This window comes from Burkholderia cepacia, assembly GCF_001039005.1.
Taxonomy (GTDB): Bacteria; Pseudomonadota; Gammaproteobacteria; order Burkholderiales; family Burkholderiaceae; genus Burkholderia; species Burkholderia theae.
Window position 1 is genome coordinate 143,496 of sequence record NZ_LDWR01000029.1, and the last position, 18,526, is coordinate 162,021.

The 18,526-nt window shown below is 66.9% G+C and carries 19 protein-coding genes; 14 read left to right on the forward strand and 5 right to left on the reverse strand.

Annotated elements, in window-relative coordinates; translation table 11 throughout:
* Positions 1 to 11: 11 nt before the first annotated feature.
* Complete coding sequence (locus VL15_RS18135; RefSeq protein WP_048247392.1) at positions 12 to 563, forward strand: GNAT family N-acetyltransferase; 552 nt, start codon at positions 12 to 14, stop codon at positions 561 to 563.
* A gap of 24 nt (positions 564 to 587) precedes the next feature.
* Here VL15_RS18135 and VL15_RS18140 read toward each other — a convergent pair whose 3' ends face one another.
* Positions 588 to 1,514 carry an ADP-ribosylglycohydrolase family protein gene (locus tag VL15_RS18140; RefSeq protein ID WP_048247394.1) on the reverse strand — a complete coding sequence of 309 codons (927 nt, stop codon included), beginning with the start codon at positions 1,512 to 1,514 and terminating at the stop codon, positions 588 to 590.
* A 180-nt stretch (positions 1,515 to 1,694) separates the two neighbouring features.
* On the opposite strand from VL15_RS18140, the gene VL15_RS18145 reads away from it, so the two are divergent.
* From VL15_RS18145 to VL15_RS18165, 5 genes are all read left to right on the forward strand, one after another.
* Positions 1,695 to 1,907, forward strand: a complete 213-nt coding sequence (locus tag VL15_RS18145; protein ID WP_048247396.1) for a DUF3079 domain-containing protein — start codon at positions 1,695 to 1,697, stop codon at positions 1,905 to 1,907.
* A 196-nt stretch (positions 1,908 to 2,103) separates the two neighbouring features.
* On the forward strand, positions 2,104 to 3,771 hold the full coding sequence (gene hcp, locus VL15_RS18150) for a hydroxylamine reductase (RefSeq protein WP_048247398.1): 1,668 nt from the start codon (positions 2,104 to 2,106) through the stop codon (positions 3,769 to 3,771).
* 13 nt (positions 3,772 to 3,784) lie between these two features.
* Positions 3,785 to 4,807, forward strand: coding sequence for an FAD-binding oxidoreductase (locus VL15_RS18155; RefSeq protein WP_048247399.1), 1,023 nt, complete (start codon positions 3,785 to 3,787; stop codon positions 4,805 to 4,807).
* Between the two features lie 128 nt (positions 4,808 to 4,935).
* On the forward strand, positions 4,936 to 5,349 hold the full coding sequence (locus tag VL15_RS18160) for a PPC domain-containing DNA-binding protein (RefSeq protein WP_048247401.1): 414 nt from the start codon (positions 4,936 to 4,938) through the stop codon (positions 5,347 to 5,349).
* 73 nt (positions 5,350 to 5,422) lie between these two features.
* Positions 5,423 to 5,935 (forward strand): DUF4274 domain-containing protein, encoded by a 513-nt coding sequence (locus VL15_RS18165; RefSeq protein ID WP_048247402.1) that lies wholly within the window; start codon positions 5,423 to 5,425, stop codon positions 5,933 to 5,935.
* 116 nt (positions 5,936 to 6,051) lie between these two features.
* Here VL15_RS18165 and acnB read toward each other — a convergent pair whose 3' ends face one another.
* Positions 6,052 to 8,637, reverse strand: coding sequence for a bifunctional aconitate hydratase 2/2-methylisocitrate dehydratase (gene acnB / locus VL15_RS18170; RefSeq protein ID WP_048247404.1), 2,586 nt, complete (start codon positions 8,635 to 8,637; stop codon positions 6,052 to 6,054).
* 393 nt (positions 8,638 to 9,030) lie between these two features.
* Here acnB and VL15_RS18175 point away from each other — a divergent pair, with 393 nt between their 5' ends.
* Complete coding sequence (locus tag VL15_RS18175) at positions 9,031 to 9,795, forward strand: BPL-N domain-containing protein (protein ID WP_048247405.1); 765 nt, start codon at positions 9,031 to 9,033, stop codon at positions 9,793 to 9,795.
* 11 nt (positions 9,796 to 9,806) lie between these two features.
* Here the strand turns inward: VL15_RS18175 and VL15_RS18180 are convergent, their stop codons facing one another.
* Positions 9,807 to 10,280: a nuclear transport factor 2 family protein gene (locus VL15_RS18180; RefSeq protein WP_048247406.1), complete on the reverse strand. Its 474-nt coding sequence runs from the start codon at positions 10,278 to 10,280 to the stop codon at positions 9,807 to 9,809.
* 223 nt (positions 10,281 to 10,503) lie between these two features.
* Here VL15_RS18180 and VL15_RS18185 point away from each other — a divergent pair, with 223 nt between their 5' ends.
* Positions 10,504 to 11,886 (forward strand): lysozyme inhibitor LprI family protein, encoded by a 1,383-nt coding sequence (locus VL15_RS18185; RefSeq protein WP_080970869.1) that lies wholly within the window; start codon positions 10,504 to 10,506, stop codon positions 11,884 to 11,886.
* 48 nt (positions 11,887 to 11,934) lie between these two features.
* On the opposite strand, the gene VL15_RS18190 is transcribed toward VL15_RS18185, so the two are convergent.
* Both VL15_RS18190 and VL15_RS18195 read right to left on the reverse strand, forming a co-directional pair.
* Positions 11,935 to 12,183, reverse strand: a complete 249-nt coding sequence (locus VL15_RS18190; RefSeq protein ID WP_048247408.1) for a hypothetical protein — start codon at positions 12,181 to 12,183, stop codon at positions 11,935 to 11,937.
* A 570-nt stretch (positions 12,184 to 12,753) separates the two neighbouring features.
* Positions 12,754 to 13,188: a universal stress protein gene (locus VL15_RS18195; protein WP_048247410.1), complete on the reverse strand. Its 435-nt coding sequence runs from the start codon at positions 13,186 to 13,188 to the stop codon at positions 12,754 to 12,756.
* A 313-nt stretch (positions 13,189 to 13,501) separates the two neighbouring features.
* Between VL15_RS18195 and VL15_RS18200 the strand changes: the two genes are divergently transcribed.
* The 6 genes from VL15_RS18200 (at position 13,502) to VL15_RS18225 (ending at position 18,523) form a co-directional block, all read left to right on the forward strand.
* Positions 13,502 to 14,986 carry an amidase gene (locus VL15_RS18200; RefSeq protein ID WP_048247412.1) on the forward strand — a complete coding sequence of 495 codons (1,485 nt, stop codon included), beginning with the start codon at positions 13,502 to 13,504 and terminating at the stop codon, positions 14,984 to 14,986.
* Between the two features lie 370 nt (positions 14,987 to 15,356).
* Entirely contained in the window at positions 15,357 to 16,043 is a 687-nt protein-coding gene (locus VL15_RS18205) for a hypothetical protein (RefSeq protein ID WP_048247414.1), read from the forward strand.
* Between the two features lie 123 nt (positions 16,044 to 16,166).
* The gene (locus tag VL15_RS18210) at positions 16,167 to 16,997 is read left to right on the forward strand and encodes an arylamine N-acetyltransferase family protein (RefSeq protein WP_048247416.1); all 831 of its coding nucleotides are present in this window, start codon (positions 16,167 to 16,169) and stop codon (positions 16,995 to 16,997) included.
* Between the two features lie 129 nt (positions 16,998 to 17,126).
* Positions 17,127 to 17,303 (forward strand): ribbon-helix-helix domain-containing protein, encoded by a 177-nt coding sequence (locus tag VL15_RS18215; RefSeq protein WP_048247418.1) that lies wholly within the window; start codon positions 17,127 to 17,129, stop codon positions 17,301 to 17,303.
* A 1-nt stretch (position 17,304) separates the two neighbouring features.
* Positions 17,305 to 17,655, forward strand: a complete 351-nt coding sequence (locus tag VL15_RS18220) for a VOC family protein (protein ID WP_048247420.1) — start codon at positions 17,305 to 17,307, stop codon at positions 17,653 to 17,655.
* Positions 17,656 to 17,662: 7 nt separating this feature from the next.
* Entirely contained in the window at positions 17,663 to 18,523 is an 861-nt protein-coding gene (locus VL15_RS18225) for a class I SAM-dependent methyltransferase (RefSeq protein ID WP_048247423.1), read from the forward strand.
* Positions 18,524 to 18,526: the final 3 nt, after the last annotated feature.

Here is an 18,526-nt window from a genome sequence, read left to right on the forward strand (position 1 = left end):
CCGCCGCTGCCATGCCCATGTTCGAACCCGTCACGCTCGATACACCGCGTCTTCTTCTGCGTCCGCTTCGCGAAGCCGATGCGCACACGTTGTTCGATCTCTGGTCGGATACCGAAGCGATGCGCTATTTCTCGTTCTCGCCGATGACGCACATCGAGCAGGCAGCGGAGCGCGTTGCACGCAACCTGAAGACGTCCGCCAGCGGGCAGGATCTGGTCTGCGTGCTCGAACTGCGGGAATCCGGCGAAACGCTGGGCGAATGCTCGCTGTTTCATGCGAACGAGCAATGCCGGCGTGCCGAGATCGGCTTCAGCCTGCGGCGCAAGTACTGGAGCGGTGGATACATGCGCGAGGCGGCGTCCACCATGATCGATCATGCGTTCGACACGTTGCGGCTGAACCGGCTCGAAGCCGATATCGATCCGCGCAACGCGGCGTCGGCGCGGCTGCTCGAACGGCTCGGCTTCGCGCGGGAAGGGCTGCTGCGCGAACGCTGGATTGTCGGCGATGAAGTGTCGGACAGCGCGCTGTACGGATTGCTCGCGAGCGATCGCCGCGGGTGACGCGGCAGGGTCGGCGCCGGTCGCTCACAGTCTCGCGAGCCAGCCCTCGACCATTGCTTTCCCGCGCAGTATCGCGACCCATCGATCCGGCAATGCCTGCTCGCCATACAGCGCACCGGCGAGGCTGCCGGCGATTGTCGCCGTCGTATCCGTGTCGTTGCCGAGCGCGATCGCGCGCTTCACGCAATCTTCGTAGCTGCCCGTCGACAGCAGGCAGTGGATGGACGACCAGAAGCTGTCGACCACATAACCGGACCCTTGCGGCGCATCGAAGCGGCCGTCGAGCACGATCTTCAGTTCGATCTCGTCGGCCGTGCCTTCGTAGCGCGCCAGCAGTTCGTCTTCGGCCGCGCGCACCGCATCGGGCGCCGGCTGGCCCTCGACGATGCCCAGCGCCGTCAGGCCATAAAGCGCGCAGCAAAGCTGCGAGCGCACGTGGCCGTGCGTGACGACGCTCTGCTTGCGTGCGAGGCCGATTACTTCGTCGCGTGATGCGGCAATCATGACCACGGGAAAGCAGCGCATCAGCGAGCCGTTGCCGTTGTCGCGCTCGTCATCAGGCCCGGCAGTGGCCGGCGCCGCGCCGGCCGCCAGCGCGTGGAACGCACGCTGCGTCTGCAGGCCGACGTCGAACACACGGCCGTCCGGTGTGAATGCGCCGCGATGAAACCAGTCCTGCAGGTTGTCGGCCAACGTGTCGAGATTCAGGTCGCGGTCGTGCAACAGCGCATCGAGCAGCGCGAGCGCCTGCGCGCCGTCGTCGCTCCAGGTGCCGGGCGGTACGCCGTCGTGCGCGGGTGCGAAGCCGGGCGGCGGCGTCATGTCGATTGCAGCGGGCGGCGGGATCGATGTGGCGTCGTGGAATTCGTACGGCACGCCCAGCGCGTCGCCGATCAGCAGGCCAAGCAGGCCGCCGCGCAGGCGGGAAAGTCGGTTCGAAATGGCGGTCATCGGAAGGTGGCCGGGTGGAGCGGCTCGCGTCGCGGAATACCGTGCAGACTAGACCAATCGCATCGACGTGCCTAGCCGACGCAGTGCGGCCGGTGCGAATGAATGCCGCATGGCCCGCGTGCGCCGGTGAACTAGAGTCGAGCGGTAGCGGATCAAACCACACCGGGAAGACGACGCGCGATGGCCAAGAAATTTCCCCTGCATCCCATGCATCCGGAGAGGATCTGCTGGGGATGCGACAACTATTGCCCGACGCACGCGATGCGCTGCGGCAACGGCTCCAGCCGCACCCAGCACCCGAGCGAATTGCTCGGCGACGACTGGTATCGATACGGCGACTGGGGCATCGAAGGCGCGGATGCCGACGACGTGTCCGAACCCGGCAGGCAGTGATGGCGACAAGTTGCCTCACCCGCGAGCGTCCCGTTTCTTGATCTGCATCACGGTGGCGATAGGCGTGCCGAAACATCATGAAAAAGATGCATAAGAAACGCATCTTGAAGCGGGCGAGACGTCCGGCGGCAAGGAACCCGCGTTCCGCCGTCGTGTGCGCTGACCCGCGCCCCCATGATCGAGAAAGGAGAGCACCGTGTTTTGCTACCAATGCGAACAGACCGACCGGACTGGCGCGCGGCCCGGCTGCGCGTCGGCGAAGGGCAACTGCGGCAAGGATGCCACGACGGCCGATTTGCAGGACCTGCTGGTCCATGCGGTGAAGGGCATCGCGCAATACGGCGCGATCGCGCGGGCGGCGGGCGTGCCCGATCGCGATGCCGACCGGTTCGTGCTGTACGCGATGTTCACGACACTGACCAACGTGAATTTCCATGCGGCACGCTTCGTTGAGCTGCTGCGCGACGCGGCGCAGACGCGCGACCGCGTGAAGGCCGCATGCGAAGCGAACGCGCGGGCGGCTGGAACGGCCGTTCCCGCGCCGCGGGGGCCGGCGACGTGGCAGCCGGCGGACGATCTTGCCGGCCTGCTGGAACAGGCCGCGACCGTCGGCATCGACACGGGCCTCGACAAGGTGGGCGCGGATATCGTCGGCCTGCGCGCGCTGGTGCTGTACGGGCTGAAGGGCGTGTGTGCGTACGCGCATCATGCGCGGGTGCTCGGCTACGAGCGTGACGATATCTACGAGGGCATCGAGGCGGCGCTCGCGTTTCTCGCGAGCGAGCCCGACGACGTCAATGCGCTGCTCACCCAGGCGCTCGATCTCGGCCGGTTGAACCTGACGGTGATGGAACTGCTCGACAGTGCGAACACCGGCCGTTTCGGCGCGCAGCAGCCGACCGCCGTGCGCGTGTCGCCGGTGGCGGGCAAGGCGATCCTCGTGTCGGGCCACGATCTCGGCGATCTGTACGCGCTGCTCGAACAGACGGCCGGCACGGGCATCCAGGTGTACACGCACGGCGAAATGCTGCCGGCCCACGCGTACCCGACGCTCAACGCATTTCCGCACCTGGCCGGCAACTACGGCGGGGCGTGGCAGGACCAGCAGAGCGACTTCGCGCATTTCCCCGGGCCGATCCTGATGACGTCCAACTGCATCATCGAGCCGATGCCGCAATACCGGCAGCGGATCTTCACGACGGGGCCGGTCGGCTGGCCCGGTGTGCGCCATCTCGAGCATCGCGATTTCTCCACGCTGATGCGCGCCGCGCAGGCGCTGCCCGGGTTTCCGGCCACGGCGCCGGAAGAGACGATCACGGTCGGGTTCGGCCGGCATGCGGTGCTCGGCGTCGCGGACAAGGTCATCGACGCGGTCAAGGCAGGGCAGATCCGCCATTTCTTCCTGATCGGCGGTTGCGACGGCGCGGCGCCGGGCCGCAACTACTACACCGAGTTCGCGGAGCAGGCACCCGACGACACGGTCGTGATGACGCTCGGTTGCAACAAGTACCGGTTCAACCGGCACGCGTTCGGCGATATCGGCGGCATTCCGCGGCTGCTCGACGTCGGACAGTGCAACGACAGCTATTCGGCGATCCGGATCGCAACGGCGCTCGCCGACGCGTTCGATTGCGGCGTGAACGACCTGCCGCTGTCGCTCGTGATCTCGTGGTTCGAGCAGAAGGCGGCGGCCGTGCTGCTGACGCTGCTCGCGCTCGGCCTGCGCAACATCCGCCTCGGGCCGACGCTGCCGGCGTTCGTCACGCCGGGCGTGCTCGCGGTGCTGGTCGAGCAGTTCGGCATCCAGCCGATCGGCGACGCCGGTGCCGACCTTGCCGCGTCGCTGGCGCGCAAGGCCGCTTGAGCGGGATCGTTCGATGACTTATCGGATCGAAATCACGACGCGCGACGGCGAACGGTTCGGCTTCGGCTGCGACGCCGAACAGGATCTGCTCGCGGCGGCGGCCGACGCCGGCATCACGCTGCCGTCGCAGTGCCGGCGCGGAAGCTGCGGCGCGTGCCGGGCGACCGTCGTCGACGGTGCGTACGAGATGCCGGCCGACAGCGCCGGCGTGCTGCCGGCCGGCCAGCGCGGCGCGGTCCTGTTGTGCCGGACCACGCCGCGCGGCGATCTGCGGGTCGCCGCACCGTACGACCGGACCAAGGTGCTGCTGCATCCGGTGCCCGTGCGCGCCGCGCGGATCGCGACGCTCGACACGATCGCAGCCGACACGATGCGCGTCGAGTTGCAGGTCGAGCCCGACGACGCCTCCGGCTCGGCCGTGGAGTTCGAGCCCGGTCAGTTCGCCGAACTCGAGGTGCCGGGCAGCGGTGTGCGCCGCCCGTATTCGCTCGCGAACACGAGCAACTGGGACGGCCGCCTCGAGTTCCTGATCCGGCTGCGGCCGGACGGCTGGTTCTCGACGTACCTGCGCGAGCGCGCGCGGCCGGGCGATCTGCTGACGGTCCGCGTGCCGATGGGCGGTTTCGGGCTGTTCGCGGACAGCCTGCGGCCGCGCTGGTTCGTTGCGGGCGGCACGGGTCTCGCGCCGATCCTGTCGATGCTGCGACGCATGGCCGAGTATCAGGAGATGATCGACACGCGGCTGTTCTTCGGCGTCAATCAGGAAAGCGAACTGTTCATGCTCGACGAGCTTGCGCGTTTGCAGGCCGACCTGCCGCAATTGCGGGTCGATCTGTGCGTATGGCGGCCGGGTGCGGAGTGGGCCGGGTTTCGCGGCACGCCGGTCGACGCGTTGCGCGCGGCGCTCGCGCAGGCCGGTGCGCCGCCGGACATCTACGTGTGCGGGCCGCCGCCGCTCGTGCAGGGTGTGCGGGACGTCGCTGTCTCGGCAGGCGTGCCCGATGCGCGGATCGCGAGCGAGCGTTTTACGGGGTGATGCCCGCGGGTGTTGCCTGCGCGTTGCAGTGAGGCGAGGGCGGTTTTTCTGGGTGCGGGTGACTTGCCGGATTCACGGGGCGAACGTACTCTTTGTCGACACCACGATCCTCCAGCGGGTTCTCGACCATGCAAGCCCATCCCCTGCGTCTTTCTCCCGGCGACGATCTGCGCGCATCCATCGAGGAAGCGTTGCGTTCGCACGGTGCGCACGCGGCATTCGTGATCCAGGGCATCGGCAGCCTGAGCGTCGCGCAGTTGCGCTTTGCCGGCGCCGACCTGCCGACCGAACTGCGCGGCGACCTCGAAATCCTGACGCTGGCCGGTTCGGTCTCGCCGGACGGCGCGCACCTGCACATGTCCGTTTCCGATGCGAGCGGCCGCGTGTCGGGCGGCCATGTGGTGAGCGGCTGCGTGGTGCGCACGACCGCCGAGATCCTGCTCGCGCTGCTGCCCGCGCATCGTTTCGCTCGCGAACCCGATGCGGGTACCGGCTTCAACGAGCTGGTGATCCGTCGCGAGCCGGGCGGCGATGCCGCGTGAGTCCGCCGACGCAGCGCCGAAACCTTGAATATTCAGAACTTCCCGCCATCCGTCATTCGCAAGGAGATCCTGCATGGATGATTCCGAAATCGAACAGAAAGTGTGGGACATCGTCCGGACCTGGCTCGAGGGCGCGACGCCCGAGCAATGGCACCGGTTCGCCGCGCGTTCCAATTACGACGGCAACGGACACGCGCTGCGCTGGCTGCTCGACAACCGCAACGTCGATCACGCGACCGCGCTGCTGATCTACTGGAATCTCGGCGCCGCATGGTTCGTCCAGTACGCGAACGAAAGCGATCTGGGCGACGCGTCGTATCAACTGGACACGTTCCGGCTGCTGCGTGAAATCGAACGGCGCTACGCCGAAGGCTATTACGCCGATCATGGGATCTGGTTCGATCCGCATGACTTCGAAGGCGCGGGCCCGAGCGATTATCCGGATGTACCGGTTGCGCGGCCGGTGCCGGCGTTGATGCTGCAGCCGACGAAGGGCCGCGAGTATGTCGATCTCGACGAAGCGGAAGGTTATGACGAGGGTCTGCCGTTCGACGTGGTCGAGCGGATCAGCGCGCTTTACGACTGACAGGGCAGGTACCCGGAGCCGAAGCCGCATGAAAAAAAAGCGCCGCAGGCATGCAGCCTGCGGCGCCATCGTGCGGCGCTGCGACGGGAACGACCCGCCGCGACCCGGCAGTGTGCTTACATCTGCACGGTGTCGGCCACTTCCTTGAAGTCTTCGATCTGGTCGAAGTTCATGTACTGGTAGATCTTGTCGCCGTTGGCCGTGAGCACGCCCATGTCGGCCATGTACTCGTCCTTGGTCGGGATCTTGCCCAGGCGCGAGCAGATCGCCGCCAGTTCCGCCGAGCCGAGGTACACGTTCGTGTTCTTGCCGAGACGGTTCGGGAAGTTGCGGGTCGACGTCGACATGACCGTCGCGCCTTCGCGCACTTGTGCCTGGTTGCCCATGCACAGCGAGCAGCCCGGCATTTCGGTACGCGCACCAGCCGTGCCGAACACGCCGTAGTGACCTTCTTCGGTCAGCTGCTTCTGGTCCATCTTGGTCGGCGGCGCGACCCACAGCTTGACCGGAATGTCGCGCTTGCCTTCCAGCAGCTTCGACGCGGCACGGAAGTGGCCGATGTTGGTCATGCACGAGCCGATAAACACTTCGTCGATCTTCGCGCCAGCGACGTCGGACAGCGTCTTCACGTCGTCCGGGTCGTTCGGGCACGCGACGATCGGCTCGTGGATGTCGGCGAGGTCGATCTCGATGACGGCCGCGTAGTCGGCGTCGGCATCCGGCGACAGCAGTTGCGGGTCGGCCAGCCATTGCTCCATCGCCGCGATACGGCGCTGCAGGCTGCGCGGATCCTGGTAGCCCTGCGCGATCATCCACTTCAGCAGCGTGACGTTGCTGTTCAGGTACTCGATGATCGGTTCCTTGTTCAGGTGCACCGAGCAACCGGCGGCCGAACGTTCGGCGGACGCGTCCGACAGCTCGAACGCTTGCTCGACCTTCAGGTCGGGCAGGCCTTCGATCTCGAGAATGCGGCCCGAAAAGATGTTCTTCTTGCCTTGCTTGGCCACCGTCAGCATGCCTTGCTTGATCGCGTACAGCGGAATCGCGTTGACGAGGTCACGCAGCGTCACGCCCGGCTGCATCTTGCCCTTGAAGCGGACCAGCACCGATTCCGGCATGTCCAGCGGCATCGTGCCGGTGGCGGCCGCGAATGCGACCAGGCCCGAGCCTGCCGGGAAGCTGATGCCGATCGGGAAGCGCGTATGCGAATCGCCGCCGGTGCCGACGGTGTCGGGCAGCAGCATGCGGTTCAGCCACGAGTGGATCACGCCGTCGCCCGGGCGCAGCGCGATGCCGCCGCGCGTGCTGATGAAGTTCGGCAGCGTCTGGTGCGTCTTCACGTCCACCGGCTTCGGATAAGCGGCGGTGTGGCAGAACGACTGCATCACGAGGTCGGCCGAGAAGCCGAGGCAGGCGAGGTCCTTCAGTTCGTCGCGGGTCATCGGGCCCGTGGTGTCCTGCGAGCCGACCGAGGTCATCTTCGGTTCGCAGTACGTGCCCGGGCGCACGCCCTGGCCTTCCGGCAAACCGCACGCGCGGCCGACCATCTTCTGCGCGAGCGAGAAGCCCTTGCCGCTGTCGGCCGGCTGGTGCGGCAGGCGGAACAGCGTCGACGGCGCGAGGCCCAGCGCTTCGCGTGCCTTCGCGGTCAGGCCGCGGCCGATGATCAGCGGAATGCGGCCGCCGGCGCGCACTTCGTCGAACAGCACGTCGGACTTGACCTGGAATTCGGCGATCACGGCGCCGTTCTTCAGTGCCTTGCCGTCATACGGGCGCAGTTCGACCACGTCGCCCATTTCCATCTGCGACACGTCGAGCTCGATCGGCAGCGCGCCGGCGTCTTCCATCGTGTTGTAGAAGATCGGGGCGATCTTGCTGCCGAGGCACACGCCGCCGAAACGCTTGTTCGGAACGAACGGGATGTCTTCGCCGGTGAACCACAGCACCGAGTTGGTGGCCGACTTGCGCGAGGAGCCGGTGCCGACCACGTCGCCCACGTAGGCGACCAGGTGGCCCTTTTCCTTCAGCGATTCGATGAACTTGACCGGGCCGCGCTTGCCGTCTTCTTCCGGCGTGATGCCCGGGCGCGTGTTCTTCAGCATCGCCAGCGCGTGCATCGGGATGTCCGGGCGGGTGGTGGCGTCCGGGGCCGGCGACAGGTCGTCGGTGTTGGTTTCGCCCGTCACCTTGAAGACGGTGATGGTCAGGCTTTGCGGCACTTCCGGACGGCTGGTGAACCATTCGGCGTCGGCCCAGCTTTGCAGCACGGCCTTCGCGTGCGCGTTGCCCTTGTCGGCGAGTTCCTTCACGTCATGGAACTGGTCGAACATCAGCAGGGTTTTCTTCAGCGCGTCGGCGGCGACGGCCGCGACTGCTTCGTCGGACAGCAGTTCGATCAGCGGCTGGATGTTGTAGCCGCCCAGCATCGTGCCGAGCAGTTCTGTGGCGCGTTCGCGCGAGATCAGCGGGCAGGCGGTCTCGCCCTTGGCCACGGCGGCCAGGAAGCCGGCCTTCACGCGGGCGGCTTCGTCGACGCCGGCGGGCACGCGGTAGGTGATCAGTTCGACCAGCGTCTGCTCTTCGCCGGCGGGCGGGTTCGTCAGCAGTTCCACCAGTTCGGCGGTCTGCTGAGCCGTCAGCGGCAGGGGAGGAATACCGAGCGCGGCGCGGGCGGCCACGTGAGCACGAAAGTTTTCAAGCATGGGGAGACCTGCTGATATTGCGTTTGAGGGGAAGGCCGTTCCGGCACTCCGGGGCTGTTCCAGGCACTGCTTTGAACGCGATTCTAATCGCATCACTCTATAACGTCAAATGTCTTATGTCTTATATAAGACTTGAGGCGCGGACCGTTCGAGGCGGCGACTGGCGATGGCATGTGCCGGCTATCGAAGCCGTGGGGCTCGATTCCGATTGCCGGTGCGGCACATATCTGCACAAGCACGCAAGAAACGGTACACACGCGGCGCTTTCGCGCGCCTACGCTTCGTGTCGCGCGGCTTGCAATCCGGTTTCAAAAGCGCGGGGCGAAAAAGGGGCGTGCGTCCGTCGATTCGTCTTGAGCGGTCGCGATGCCTTCAACTCCGTCGATCAAGAACATGCGATCCCGAGATTCGATTGTCCTGCTGGTGTCACTCGTCGCGTCGTCGGTCGTCCAGGCGGCCAGGACCGGTGACGAGATGCGTGGCGCGGCCAGCCGGCCCGTCGCGCTGGTCTATCGCGGGCCCGCGGCGTGCGACGGTTGCCCCGAGGCGATCGCCGCGCGCCTGCAGGAGTCGGACTACAAGTTCCGGGTGATCTACGTCGGGCCGGCGGAAAAGCTCAAGATCACGCCCGGCGCGCTGGCCGGTGCCGCGTTATACGTCCAGCCCGGCGGCGGGCAGGACATTCCCGGCGCGGCTGCCAGCATCGGGAGAAATTCGATCAGGGCCGTGCGGCACTACGTGTCGAACGGCGGGCGATACCTTGGTATCTGCATGGGCGCCTACCTGGCGGGCGACCAGGGTTTCGGGCTGGTCGACGGCGAGATCGACTCCGAGGTCGACCGGCCGGGCTCGACGATTCACGGTATCGCGGACACGGTGACGCCGGTCGTCTGGCGCGGGAAAAAGCGCTGGATCTACTTCCAGGATGGCGCGACGCTCCCGGCCGCTCGAACCGGCTCCGGCGGTGTCGTGCTCGCGACCTATCCGAACAACGATATCGCGGCCGCGACTTACCGCTACGGCAAAGGGCGCGTCGGGCTCGTCGGCCCGCATCCCGAGGCCGATGCAAGCTGGTATCGCCAATACCGTCTCACGAACCCGGACGGCGTGTTGCCGGACATGGCGTATGACCTGATCAACGCCACGATGAAGCCATAACGGCGCGTGTCCTACTTTCGCTTGGCGCGATACGCGTCGAGATTCTTCCGCGCCTGCGCGCGGATCGCGCGTTGCACGAAAGGCGTCCAGCCGAGCAGGGCGCCCTTGAACCCGAGCGCCTGACGTGCCCAACGCCAAAGGTCGAAACTGTCGCGATGCTCGACGATGCGCCCGTCGCGAAACCGGAACTGTGCGCGGATCCGGTTGACCACCATCCGGCCGGTCGTGGTGAACCGGTAGTGCGCGACCCACTCCGCGTGCCCGGTCTGTTCGTCCGCGTCGACCTCGCCGAACGTCAACGAGAACTCCTGCGCACGTGCGACCAGCATGCGCCACATGTCACGGGCGAGGTCGCCGCGCAGTTCACCGAATGCGGGATCGCTGAAGACGATGTCGTCGGCATAGCAGGCAAGCATCGCGTCGATGTCGCGCTGCTGGAAGGCTGTGTAAAAGCGCTGGATCAGCTCGGTGTTCGGATGACTCATCTTTTGATTGTCTGTCGTTGTCGATGAAGCGGCGTCTCGACGCGGCGGCCGGAGGCCGGGCAAGCCACTGTAGCGGAAATCGAATGCGCTGTCGCCGACGGGCGCGCTCACGCGCGGTGATTTCTCCCGGCTGTTCCGCCGGCCGGCCAATTGATGGAAAATCGCGCGCTGGAGGCCGGCAAGGCCCCGATCTGAGAGCGCGTTGACCGTCGAGAACCCATCCATGAAATTCCGCATTGAAGCGCCGTTCCGGCGCACGTTGTTGCTCGTGCTGCTTGCGCACGCATCCGAATCCTTCGCGGCCGGGCTCGACTGCACGCAAGCAACCAGCCCGACAGAAAAGGCCGTGTGCGCGTCGAACGACCTGCATCTGGACGACGGCAGGCTGTCGGCCTTTTACCGGAAGCTGTCCGATACGTTGCCGCCGGGGCAGCGCACGGCGTTGCGCACCGCGCAGCTCGGCTGGCTGAAAACCCGCGATCAATGCGGCGCCGATCACGGCTGCCTCGAGCAGCGCTATCTGTCGCGCATCGCCGATCTGCAAGCGCGCCTCGCCACGGTGCTCGCGTATCGCCCCGACGCAGAAGACAAGGCTGCGCTCGACGATTTGCGTACGCTCGTCGAGCAGGCGCGCCGAACGGATTCACGCTCGCCGGTCGACAAAGCGATCGAGCGGCTGCGAATCAAGGATGCTGTCACGCGCTTCTCGAGCGAATCCGGCGGCGAGCAAGGGCCGGTTTTCCCGGCTGCCCGGCCCGACGGCGTGACGGCCGACGAATGGAAGGCGTTGAAGGCGTCGCAGATCGACACGGACGATACGGCGATGGGCGCGTTCTACACGCTCATCGATCTCGACGGCGACGGGCGGCGCGATCTGGTCGTCGAATCGGCATCGAACGGAACCGGGTTGTGGTCGTCGGTCGACGTCTTGCGGCGCAACGGCGGCAAGTTCGACGTGCCCGGCGAGTCGAACGAGGCGATCGACCGCAGCCTGTACACGACGAATGGCCGCGGCGCGAATCAGGCGGCCGATTGGATTCGCGTGCGCGGGCGCGTCTATGCGCTTTATCGCGACAGTCATTACGGGGTGGACGAGTTTTACCTGCTGCGGCCGTTTACCGTCGTCGACCAGGTGCCGAAACTGACGGTGCACTACCGTTACCGTCTGTCGGTGCCGGTCGAGCAGCACGATGAAGGGAAGAAGGGCGCGACGGTGCTCGACGGCACGTTGCATGCGGCCCTCGAACAGGCGCTGCACGCGGTGAGCGACAGCACTGCGCGCGACGCCGGCGCCGACAAGCCGCTATGTCCGATTCCGCCCGACGTGCAAGGCGACGATCGCAGCGAGTATTCGAACTACGGCCCCGGCCACTACACGTACGAGATTGTCGGCGACATGCCGGTTCATATCGGCGGCAAGTGCTACATCGGCCGGCTGATCGACTGGTTCGGGCAATACGGAAAGGACGGGCTGACGGCGCAGTTGTCGATGCGGCTTCCCCGCGACGATACGGACCGCGAGCAGACGTTCAGCGTGAACGGCGTCCGGGCCGTGACGTCCGTCACGACCTCGATCGAGAAAATGACGGTAAACAGCGGGAATTGACGCCCGCGCTCACGATTGCGGCGCAGCCGGCTTGCCGCGGGATTCGCGTCAGCGGGCCGCCATCGCGACGTCCTGATGGTCGCGCCCCGTTACCAGGCAGCCCGACATGAACGCCTCGCTCTGGCTGCTGGCGGCTGCCGCGCCGAAGCCGCGGCCGAGCGCGTCGACCTTCACCTGCGCGGCGCCCTGTTCGCACGCAAGCGGGCTGGCGTCGCGGCCCTGCGCATGCAGGATCGCACGATCGCCAATGAGATAGGCCAGCAACGCGAAAACAGCGATATGTACGGCTCGTCTCATGGTTTGTCTCCTCGTTGCTCAAGCGTAACGCGGACACGTTCGACGAAGCACTTGGGGGTTCCCCTTGTAAACGTCTGCTGAAACGGGGGCGGGGCAGAGGGCATCTGTCCCGTTTTTGATGGCTCGCGCGCGGGAGGCGTCGGCGGTTTTCGGGCCGGCGGCGAGCGGTTTTAATGCGTCCGGCAGACGAAGCCGAGCGTGCAGCATGGCCATCGTGCGCCAGATTTCCGCGCGGCAGGCGGGTGATTCGCGCGAGTTTGACGAATGTCAGGGTACGGGCGGGAGGGGACGGTCGCGCGGCAGTTCAAAGCGATAGCATGAATGCATGATTTGACGGAACGCGATGCCTGACGAGCGCAGTGCATCGGGTCCGGCAAGCAGGTCCATGTTGAATATCGCTCTCGAAATAGTGAGGAATCCAAATGTTGAACGTCTCTTCCGTGCTGATCAGTCTCGCTCCGATGTGGGCAATCTTGCTGGTTGCGTCTTCGGCGGCCGCCTATTTCGTATTCTGGCGCAAGGCCATCAAATAAACGCTGCACGACAGGCGCGCATGGCGCGCCATGCCTGTCATTGCACCGCAGTTACCGGCACATTCGAAATCCGCACCAGCCGGTCCATCACGCTGCGGCGAAACACCGACAACAGCGCATGCAGCGGATCGTGCCGCGGCGCGACGACCACGATCTCGTCGCACCCGGTCTCGGCCGCCGCGGCCGCGATCGTATCGGCCACCGGCCCGACCTTCATCACGACGCTGAATTTCACGTTCGCATCGCGCAAGATCCGCTCGGCCATCGCGAGATCGTCGGTCGCGAATTTCTCCTCGATCGCGCGCAGCCGCGACAGCGGGTGAAACGCCTCGAGCCGCGTCGATTCGAGCGGCGCCTGGACGTTGATTAGCACGATTTCCGACGCGCACCGCTCTCGATACAGAAACGTTGCGTGCCGGACGGCCTGAAGCGAGCGCGGCGAATGGCCGACCGGAACCAGCAGCTTGAGCATGGACGATGTCCCAGGAACGAAGTACTTCCAGCGTAGCGTTCCGCCGCCGGAAGCGATCTAAAGAGATCGGATCTACGCGTAAAAAAGTCGTTAACGCAGGCGGCGTCGTAGCGCGTCTATTAGAAATATAAGAAATTTAAGTTTATGCGCATAAACGAGGACGCCGGCCCCTCCCACACCACCCCGATTCAGTCGAATCCGCAATGAATTGCGCCGCAAAATATCGGAGGTCGCCCGGAACGCGTCGCGTAGAGTAGAGCATCGGCCGCCGCCCAGCGGCCCGCCATTCGATAACGCTTCCCAGGAGACCCGCATGCCGCACGGCGCCCCGCAGCTTCTCGCTCCCGCTTCCATTCCCGTCGACCCGATCGTGCGCCTGTCGGCAGGCGAGCTCGCGTCGGCAATTCGCAGCAAGGCGGTCTCGTGCGTCGAGACGATGCGCGCGTATCTCGACCACGTCGAGCGTGTGAACGGCGCGGTCAACGCGATCGTCGCGCTGCGCGACCGCGACGCGCTGCTCGCCGAAGCCGCGGAAAAGGATGCCGCGCTGGCGCGCGGCGAATACCACGGCTGGATGCACGGGATGCCGCAGGCGCCGAAGGATCTGGCGATGACGAAGGGGCTGCGCACGACCTACGGCTCGCCGATCTTTCGCGAGAACGTGCCGCAGGCCGATTCCGTGGGCGTCGCGCGGATGCGCGCGGCCGGCGCGATCTTCATCGGCAAGACCAACACGCCCGAATTCGGGCTCGGCTCGCACACCTTCAACGAGGTGTATGGCGCGACACGCAATCCGTATGACCTGACGAAGAGCGCGGGCGGCAGCAGCGGCGGCACGGCGGCGGCGCTCGCGTCGCGGATGCTGCCGGTGGCCGACGGCAGCGATTTCGGCGGCTCGCTGCGCAATCCGGCCGCGTTCTGCAACATCTACGGCATGCGCCCGTCGCAGGGCCGTGTGCCGCGCTGGCCGGGTGTCGACGTGTTCGTGCAGCAGCTCGGCATCGAAGGGCCGATGGGCCGCACGGTCGGCGACGTCGCGCAACTGCTCGCGATCCAGGCCGGCTACGACGCCAACGATCCGCTGTCGCTCGCGGAAGATCCGGCCGTGTTCGCGCAGCCGCTCGACGCGGACCTGCGCGGCAAGCGCATCGCGTGGGTCGGCGACTGGAACGGTTATCTCGCTACCGAGGCTGGCGTACTCGCGCAGTGCGAGCAGGGGCTGGCGACGCTGCGCGAGATCGGCTGCGACGTCGATGCCGCGCTGCCGGCGTTCGCGCCTGACCGGATCTGGCGCCTGTGGCTCGCGCACCGGCATCTGCTGTCCGGCGGCGGGCTGCTCGCGCACTATCGCGACCCGGCGCGCCGCGCGCTGCTGAAGCCCGAGGCGATCTACGAGATCGAAGGGCTGCTCGCGATGCAGGGCGCGGCGGTGTTCGACGCGAGCGTCGAGCGCACCGCGTGGCATCAGGCCGTGCTGAGCTTCTTCGACCGTTACGACTTCATCGCGGCGCCGACCGCGCAGGTGTTCCCGTTCGACGTCGACCAGCGCTGGCCGAACGAGATCGCGGGTCGCGCGATGGACACCTACCACCGCTGGATGGAAACCGTCGTGCCGTGGACGCTGGCCGGCTGCCCGGTGATCAACGTGCCGGTCGGCTTCAACGACGCGGGGCTGCCGATGGGGATGCAGCTGATCGGGCGCCCGCGCGCCGATCTCGCCGTGCTGCAGCTCGCGCGCGGCTACGAACAGGCGGCCGACTGGGTCGGCCGGCGCCTGCCGGCGTGGATGGCCGCGTAACGTCGCGGCCGGCCGGTAGCCGGTAGCGGGTAACCGGTGGCGGAGTGTCGAAACGGGCGGCGGCGAGCCGCCCGTTTTGCTTCGTTCCCGGCGCGCGTTGCCCGACGGTGCCAGGCGATGGCGATGCGTTTCATAGCAGCGCTTGCGCAGGCTGGAAACCACCGTCATTGATGCGACCGGAGAGCGAATTCCGGCGCCTGCCGGATATTGCGCGGCAATCGCGGATGAATCCGTGCGATGGTGTCCGCCGGTCGCGGAATGGCAAGCGGCCGCGCGGCGCGATTTCGTTTCGATGTGTTTCAGTCGTTGCGGCGGCGTGCGACGCGCTTCGACAATATCGACCTCAATCATTCGGGCACGAGGGAAACACATGAAGCACATTCGCGCGACGGGCAGGCATCTGGCCTCGGCAGGCATTGCGTTCGGCATTCTGGTAAGCGGCGCCGCGCACGCGCAGCTCGACCTGCAGTCGATCGGCGCGTCGCTGCTCGGCGGCGGGCAGCAGCAGGCGGCGCCCGCGCAGGGCGGCGTCGCGCAACTGCTGCAGGCGTATGTCGGCGCGAACCAGCAGGTGCTGTCCGGCCAGTCGTCGCTCGCGTCGGCGATGGGGTTGACCGGCGCGGCCGGGCAGGCGCAGCAGGCCGCGAGCCAACTGGCCGGCGGCAATGCGCTGACGCCGGCCGCGCTGTCGCAGATGGGCGGCGCGCAGCAGTCGGTGTCGCAGGCGCTCGGCCAGGCTTTCGCGAGCGGCAGCGCGACGCACGGCCCGGTCGACAAGCAGGCGTTCAGCAACGGCCTCGCGTCGCTCGGGAACGGGCTCACGCAGTATTCGCAACTGCAGTCGGGGCTCGGCAATCTCGGTTCGACGAGCGCGGCGTCGCTGCTGCAGTCGGGCCTGAATCCGCAGAACATGCAGGCCGCGTCGTATATCGCGCAAAGCGCGCCGGGCCAGTTGCAGTCGCTCGCGGCGACGCTCAGCCAGGCCGTGCAGTTCGCGACGAGCCAGGGCATTTCGGTACCGTCGGTCGCGTCGTCCGCGCTGAAGCTGCTGCCGTAACGTTGCGCGGGCGGGCGCGCGGTGCGGTGCCGGCATCGCGCGCGACGGCGAACAATCGCCCTGCGCAACCTGGGGATTTCGCGCGATGCTATCGTGGCGTGTCCCTCTTATCGGTGCAGGTTCATGACTGACTCGTTCGACCTCTCGCGCTATTTTTCCCGCATCGGCTACGACGGCCCGGCCGAGCCCACGCTCGACGTGCTGCGCCGGCTGCATCTGCTGCATCCGCAGGCGATTCCGTTCGAAAACCTCAATCCGCTGACGGGCGCGCGCGTTGCGCTCGACGTGCCCGCGATCGTCGACAAGGTGATCGGGCACCGCCGCGGCGGCTACTGCTTCGAACTCAACAAGCTGTTCCATACGGCGCTCACGACGATCGGCTTTCGCGTGACGCCGCTGATCGCGCGCGTGCGCTGGATGCTGCCGCCCGAGATCGTCACCGCGCAGACGCACATGGTGCTGCGCATCGATCTCGATGATGCGGTCTGGCTCGCGGACATCGGCTTCGGCAGCGCGACGCTGACCGCGCCGCTGCGCTTCGTGCCGGGCGAGCGGCAACTGACACCGCACGGCGCGTTTCGCGTGATCGATGCGCCGGTCGACGGCGAATTCGACCTGCAGTTCGAGACGCCGGACGGCTGGCAGACCACCTACCGCTTTTCGCTGAAGCCGACCGAGTGGATCGATTACGACGCCGCGAACTGGTTCACGTCGACGTATCCCGAATCGATCTTCCTGAACGACCTGATCGCGTGCCGCGTGCTGCCGGACGGCCGCGCCGCGCTGCGCAATACCACGCTGACGCTGCGCGACGCGGCGGGCGCCGGGCGCACCGTCACGTTCGACGACGCGGCCGCGTGGGGCGCATGCCTGCGCGACACGATCGGCATCGATACGACGGGATTCGATCTCGACGCACTGTTCGCGCGGCTGGCGGCGCGCGCCGCGAAGTAACCCGAACCCACGGTATTCGAAGGCGGCCCGCACACGGGCCGCGGCCGATCACGCGATCCATCGCCATCGCCATCGCCATCGCCATCACCCGCACTTGATTTTTGCTAGATTGCTAGCATACTAGCTGTCATGACCGACGAAGAAGTGAAGCAATTCAACGTGTACCTGCCGCTCAGCCTGATCCGGCAGGTCAAGCATCGCGCCATCGAAACGGAGCAATCGCTGTCCGCGCTGGTGGCCGACGCGTTGCGCGCGTACCTGGCCGCGCCGCAGCCGGGCGCGGGGCCGTCCACCAAGGAGGAGTGACATGTCATCCGAGCGAATCGAAGCCGTGTTCCTGACCACGCACAACTGGGGCAAGTCGGCGAAGTTCTTCCAGGCGCTGGGCTTCAAGCTGGAATTCGAAACCGATCACCAGTCGGGCCAGTTGCGCAGCGGCGACGGTCCCTATCTTTTCATCGCCGAAGTGCCGCCGGGCGAGACGCCGGACCTGCAGGTCGTGCTCAAGGTGCAGGACGAGCAGGCGGTGCAGCCGCAGCCGATCGTCGATGTCGTCACGCCGTTCGAGGACACGCACTGGGGCACGCGCGACATGACCGTGCGCGACCCGGACGGCCGCGTGTGGCGGCTGCAGGCGCCGGGCAAGCAGGGTGCGTGAGGCCGCCATGACCGATACCCGCGAAGACGCCCCCGACAGCACCGCCGCGCGCGTCGCGCTGTGGCGCGCGCTGCATGTCGAACTCGACGCGCCGCCGCACGTGCTCGCCGACGAAATCGGGCTCCGGTTGCTCGCGCCGGCGCCCGGCTGGCAGCAGCGCGGCGACATGGATCCGCAATTCACGCGGCCGTTCCGCGCGTCGATCGTCGCGCGTGCGCGCTTCATCGAGGATCTCGTGGTCGAGCAGGCCGCGCACGGCGTGAGCCAGTACGTGATCCTCGGCGCAGGCCTCGACAGCTTCGTGCAGCGCCGGCCCGACATGGCGTCGCGCGTGACCGTGTTCGAAGTCGACCCGCCGGCGCCGCAGGCATGGAAGCAGCGCCGTCTGGTCGAACTCGGCTTCGGCGTGCCCGACTGGCTGCGTTTCGTGCCGGTCGATTTCGAGGCGAAGCAGTCGTGGCGCGATGCGCTCGTCGCCGCGGGCTTCGATGCCGGCAAGCCGGCGGTCGTGGTGTCCACCGGCGTCAGCATGTACCTGACGCGCGAGGCGAACGCGGCCTCGCTGCGCGAAGTCGCGTCGCTCGCGCCGGGCTCGACGCTCGCGATGACGTTCCTGCTGCCGCTGGAGAATGCGGATCCGGACGTGCGCCCGGGGCTGGAAATGGCCGCGAAGGGTGCGCGCACGAGCGGCACGCCGTTCATCAGCTTCTTCATGCCGGCGCAGATCCAGGCACTCGCGCGGGAGGCCGGCTTCGCGACCGCCGCGCACGTTTCGGCCGCCGAACTGACGCGCCGTTATTTCGCCGATCGCACCGACGGCCTGCGGCCGCCGAACAACGCGGAAGAGCTGCTGGTCGCGACGGTCTGACCC

Coding starts and splice junctions, on each gene's coding strand:
- VL15_RS18135 (WP_048247392.1), top strand. CDS start 12: ATGCCCATGTTCGAACCCGTCACGCTCGATACACCGCGTCTTCTTCTG.
- VL15_RS18140 (WP_048247394.1), bottom strand. CDS start 1,514: ATGACCGCCATTTCGAACCGACTTTCCCGCCTGCGCGGCGGCCTGCTT.
- VL15_RS18145 (WP_048247396.1), top strand. CDS start 1,695: ATGGCCAAGAAATTTCCCCTGCATCCCATGCATCCGGAGAGGATCTGC.
- VL15_RS18155 (WP_048247399.1), top strand. CDS start 3,785: ATGACTTATCGGATCGAAATCACGACGCGCGACGGCGAACGGTTCGGC.
- VL15_RS18160 (WP_048247401.1), top strand. CDS start 4,936: ATGCAAGCCCATCCCCTGCGTCTTTCTCCCGGCGACGATCTGCGCGCA.
- VL15_RS18165 (WP_048247402.1), top strand. CDS start 5,423: ATGGATGATTCCGAAATCGAACAGAAAGTGTGGGACATCGTCCGGACC.
- acnB (WP_048247404.1), bottom strand. CDS start 8,637: ATGCTTGAAAACTTTCGTGCTCACGTGGCCGCCCGCGCCGCGCTCGGT.
- VL15_RS18175 (WP_048247405.1), top strand. CDS start 9,031: ATGCGATCCCGAGATTCGATTGTCCTGCTGGTGTCACTCGTCGCGTCG.
- VL15_RS18180 (WP_048247406.1), bottom strand. CDS start 10,280: ATGAGTCATCCGAACACCGAGCTGATCCAGCGCTTTTACACAGCCTTC.
- VL15_RS18185 (WP_080970869.1), top strand. CDS start 10,504: ATGAAATTCCGCATTGAAGCGCCGTTCCGGCGCACGTTGTTGCTCGTG.
- VL15_RS18190 (WP_048247408.1), bottom strand. CDS start 12,183: ATGAGACGAGCCGTACATATCGCTGTTTTCGCGTTGCTGGCCTATCTC.
- VL15_RS18195 (WP_048247410.1), bottom strand. CDS start 13,188: ATGCTCAAGCTGCTGGTTCCGGTCGGCCATTCGCCGCGCTCGCTTCAG.
- VL15_RS18200 (WP_048247412.1), top strand. CDS start 13,502: ATGCCGCACGGCGCCCCGCAGCTTCTCGCTCCCGCTTCCATTCCCGTC.
- VL15_RS18205 (WP_048247414.1), top strand. CDS start 15,357: ATGAAGCACATTCGCGCGACGGGCAGGCATCTGGCCTCGGCAGGCATT.
- VL15_RS18210 (WP_048247416.1), top strand. CDS start 16,167: ATGACTGACTCGTTCGACCTCTCGCGCTATTTTTCCCGCATCGGCTAC.
- VL15_RS18215 (WP_048247418.1), top strand. CDS start 17,127: ATGACCGACGAAGAAGTGAAGCAATTCAACGTGTACCTGCCGCTCAGC.
- VL15_RS18220 (WP_048247420.1), top strand. CDS start 17,305: ATGTCATCCGAGCGAATCGAAGCCGTGTTCCTGACCACGCACAACTGG.
- VL15_RS18225 (WP_048247423.1), top strand. CDS start 17,663: ATGACCGATACCCGCGAAGACGCCCCCGACAGCACCGCCGCGCGCGTC.